Origin of the sequence: Kineococcus indalonis, from assembly GCF_009906395.1 — a bacterium.
GTDB lineage: Bacteria > Actinomycetota > Actinomycetes > Actinomycetales > Kineococcaceae > Kineococcus > Kineococcus indalonis.
Genome location: NZ_JAAALM010000446.1, coordinates 1 through 3,436, shown reverse-complemented (window position 1 = coordinate 3,436; position 3,436 = coordinate 1). Strand labels below are relative to the sequence as shown.

The following is a 3,436-nucleotide window of genomic DNA, read 5'->3' as shown; positions in this document are numbered from 1 at the left end:
GGCCCGCCCCCGGCGGGCCGGTGCACGTGGCGACGGTGTCGGTGGGGGAGCCGGTGTGCGGGCCGGCGGGCGAGCGGGTGCTGGGGGTGCACCTGCTGGACGCGGACGTGGACCTGGTGGGCCGGGCGCTGCTCGTGGCCCTGCACCTGCCGCTGCGCCCGCAGCGGGCCTTCGGCGGGGCGGGCGAGCTGGCCGCCCAGCTGGAGCGGGACGTGGCCGCCACGCGCCGCTGGGCGCTGGGCGCGGGCCTGGGCGGGCTGCTGGGCGGCCCCGTGGTCGTGGGCGCCTGAGCGGCTCCCCGGGGACGGGAGGTCCCCGGGGACCGCGCGGGGGGCGCTCAGGAGGCCGGCAGGGCCTGCTCCAGGCGCGGGACGATCTGCTCCAGCGCGTAGCCCAGGGAGAGCACGGTGCTCAGCGAGTAGGCGCTGGAGACGTCCGGGGGCAGCACGACGGCGCGGCCGTCCGCGACGGCGGGCACGGCCCGCCACACCGGGTCGGCGGTGATGTCGGTCTCGGGGATGGAGATGGGGAAGACGACGACCACGTCGGCGTCGACGAGGTTGAGCTGCTCGGCGGAGACGTCGACGGTGAAGCCGCTGCTGGCCACCGGCAGGGCGGCGACCCGGGGGTTCTGCACGAAGCCGAGCCGCTCGAGGAACTGCACGCGCTCGCTGCCCTCGACGTAGGCGCCCCAGCCGCGGCTGGTGCGCACGGCCGCGGTGGCGGTGCGCCCGTCCCAGTGCGGGTGGGCGGCGGCGGCCCGCTCGAAGGCCTCCTGGACGCCGTCGAGGAGGTCCTGGCCCTGCTGCGGGCGGCCGAGGGCGGTGGCGATCATCGCCACCTGCTGCTCGGTGCTCGTCAGGTAGGAGTCCGCGCCCTCGGGCACGCCGACGGTCGTGGCGATGGCCGACAGCTTGGCGTGGCGGTCGGCGTCGCCGGAGCTCTTGACGTCGAGGATGAGGTCGGGGGCCAGGGCGGCGATGGCCTCGTAGGACGGCTCCAGGGTGCCGATGATCTCCGGCGGGGTGGTGTAGAGGCCCTGAGCCCACGGCCCGACGCCCTCGCCGCCGAAGGCCAGCCAGTCGGAGGCGCCCACGGGCTGCACGCCCAGGGCCAGGGCGGTCTCGGCGTCGCCCCAGCCGAGGGCGACGACGCGCTGGGGGGCGCTGTCGAGGGTGACGTCGCCGAACTTCGTGCTCACCGTGGCGGGGAAGGCGCCGGCGGCGCCGCCGGTCGCGGTGCTCGTGCCGCCCTCCTGCGGGGAGTCGCCGGAGCCGCCGGAGCCGCAGGCGGCCAGGGCCAGGACCGCGGCGGCGGAGACGACGACGGCACGGCGGGACGGGAGCACGGGACCTCCTGGTCGACGGCCGGGCCCAGCGCCCGGACGAGGAGAGCCTAACCTCATCTGGGGCGGGCTCCGGCGGGGCCCGCGGTGCGCGCCCGGTCCCGCCCGGTCCCGGACGCACCGGGGGCCGGCCGCGCAGCGCGCGACCGGCCCCCGGCGTGGTGGTGAGGTGCTCAGCCCTGGGCCGCGACGACGTCGATGGTGACGGTCGCCGAGACGTCGGGGTGCAGGCGCACGAGCGCCTTGTGCACGCCGACGGTGCGGATCGGCTGGGGCAGCTCGACCTTGCGCTTGTCGACCGTGGGGCCGCCGGCGGCGGTCACGGCCAGCGCGACGTCGGCCGGGGTCACGGCGCCGAACAGGCGGCCGCCCTGGCCCGCGCGCGCGGCGTAGGCCACGGTGCGCGCCTCCAGCGACTGCTTGACGGCCTTGGCGTCGTCGAGGCTGGCGATCTCGCGGGCCTTGCGGGCCTTGCGGATCGACTCGACCTGCTTCTCGCCGCCCTTGGTCCACGGGGTGGCCAGGTTGCGGGGCAGCAGGAAGTTGCGGCCGTAGCCGTCCTTGACCTCGACGACGTCACCGGGCGTGCCGAGACCGGACACCTCGTGGGTGAGGATGAGCTTCACGTCGTTCCCCCTCCTCAGCGGGCGGAGCTGCTGTAGGGCAGCAGCGCCATCTCGCGGGCGTTCTTGATCGCCTTGGCGATCTGGCGCTGCTCCTGCACGGACACGCCCGTCACCCGACGCGCGCGGATCTTGCCGCGGTCGGAGATGAACTTGCGCAGGAGCGCGGTGTCCTTGTAGTCGACGCTCTCGATCTTGGCGGCCTTGAGCGGGTTCTGCTTCTTCTTGGGCTTGCGCACGGGCACCTTGGCCATCGTGGTGCTCCCCTCTCGTGAGAGCCCGGGGTTCGGCCCCGGGATGACGTCGTTCGTGGTGCTCGGCGGGCCGCGGCGGGTGCCGCGGCGCACCGAGGGTCAGGCCCCGGAGGACCTGGGGGGTGCTTGCGGGGGACGGTCCGTCAGAACGGCGGGTCGTCGTTGGACGAGCCGCCCCAGCCGCCGCCACCACCGGCGGGGGCACCGCCGGAGGGACCGGTGGCCCACGGGTCGTCCTGCTGCTGCTGACCGCCGCCGGAGCTCGCGCCCCAGCCGCCGCCACCGCCGCCGGAGTTGCCACCGCCGCCGGAGTTGCCACCGCCGCCGAAGCCGCCGCCGCCGGAGTTGCCACCGCCGCCGAAGCCGCCGCCGCCACCGCCGCCGCGGGAGGTCTTGTTGACCTTCGCCGTGGCGTAGCGCAGCGAGGGGCCGACCTCGTCGACCTGCATCTCGATGACGGTGCGCTTCTCGCCCTCCTTCGTGTCGAAGGTGCGCGACTGCAGGCGGCCGGTGACGACCACGCGGGTGCCGCGCGTGAGGGACTCGGCGACGTTCTCCGCCGCCTCGCGCCAGATGGCGCAGCGCATGAACAGCGTCTCGCCGTCCTTCCACTCGTTCGACTGGCGGTCGAACGTGCGGGGGGTGGACGCGACGGTGAAGTTGGCCACGGCCGCCCCGGAGGGGGTGAAGCGCAGCTCGGGGTCGTTGGTCAGGTTGCCGACCAGCGTGACGACGGTCTCCCCCGCCATCAGGCGGCCTCGGCGCGGAGCAGCTTCGTCCGCAGCACCGCCTCGTTGAGGTTCAGCTGGCGGTCGAGCTCCTGCGCCACGGCGGGCGTGGTGTTGAGCTCGACGACGGCGTAGATGCCCTCGGACTTCTTCTTGATGTCGTAGGCCAGGCGGCGGCGGCCCCAGATGTCGACCTTGCCGACCTCGCCACCACCCTGGCGGACCACGTTGAGGAACCGCTCGAGCGACGGGCTGACCGTGCGCTCCTCCAGCTCCGCGTCGAGGATCACCATGAGCTCGTACTGACGCGCGCTCATTCCCCACCTCCTTCGGTCTCAGGCGGCCACGGTCTCTCCGTGGCAGGAGGGTCTCGGTGCGTCGCCCGCACCCGTGGACGGGCGCAGGACCACGACAGTCTACCGGCCCCAGGGCACCCACCCTGCCGCCCGGCGCCCGCACCGGCGCCGCCGTCCACACCGGCCGCGC

At 75.2% G+C, this 3,436-nt stretch carries 6 protein-coding genes; 1 reads left to right on the top strand and 5 read right to left on the bottom strand.

The window, feature by feature from the left end; genetic code table 11:
• Positions 1 to 290 (top strand): riboflavin kinase (locus tag GTR00_RS17195; protein WP_205706048.1); only part of this gene is annotated, 290 nt, incomplete at its 5' end.
• Between the two features lie 47 nt (positions 291 to 337).
• On the opposite strand, the gene GTR00_RS17190 is transcribed toward GTR00_RS17195, so the two are convergent.
• The 5 genes from GTR00_RS17190 to rpsF form a co-directional block, all read right to left on the bottom strand.
• Positions 338 to 1,348 (bottom strand): iron-siderophore ABC transporter substrate-binding protein, encoded by a 1,011-nt coding sequence (locus GTR00_RS17190; RefSeq protein WP_323132563.1) that lies wholly within the window; start codon positions 1,346 to 1,348, stop codon positions 338 to 340.
• 170 nt (positions 1,349 to 1,518) lie between these two features.
• Positions 1,519 to 1,971, bottom strand: a complete 453-nt coding sequence (gene rplI / locus GTR00_RS17185; RefSeq protein WP_166612806.1) for a 50S ribosomal protein L9 — start codon at positions 1,969 to 1,971, stop codon at positions 1,519 to 1,521.
• Positions 1,972 to 1,985: 14 nt separating this feature from the next.
• Positions 1,986 to 2,222, bottom strand: a complete 237-nt coding sequence (gene rpsR, locus GTR00_RS17180; RefSeq protein WP_166612805.1) for a 30S ribosomal protein S18 — start codon at positions 2,220 to 2,222, stop codon at positions 1,986 to 1,988.
• A 143-nt stretch (positions 2,223 to 2,365) separates the two neighbouring features.
• Positions 2,366 to 2,971: a single-stranded DNA-binding protein gene (locus GTR00_RS17175; protein WP_166612804.1), complete on the bottom strand. Its 606-nt coding sequence runs from the start codon at positions 2,969 to 2,971 to the stop codon at positions 2,366 to 2,368.
• Positions 2,971 to 3,267 carry a 30S ribosomal protein S6 gene (gene rpsF / locus GTR00_RS17170; protein ID WP_166612803.1) on the bottom strand — a complete coding sequence of 99 codons (297 nt, stop codon included), beginning with the start codon at positions 3,265 to 3,267 and terminating at the stop codon, positions 2,971 to 2,973. Before rpsF ends, GTR00_RS17175 begins: the two co-directional genes overlap by 1 nt.
• Positions 3,268 to 3,436 lie beyond the last annotated feature (169 nt).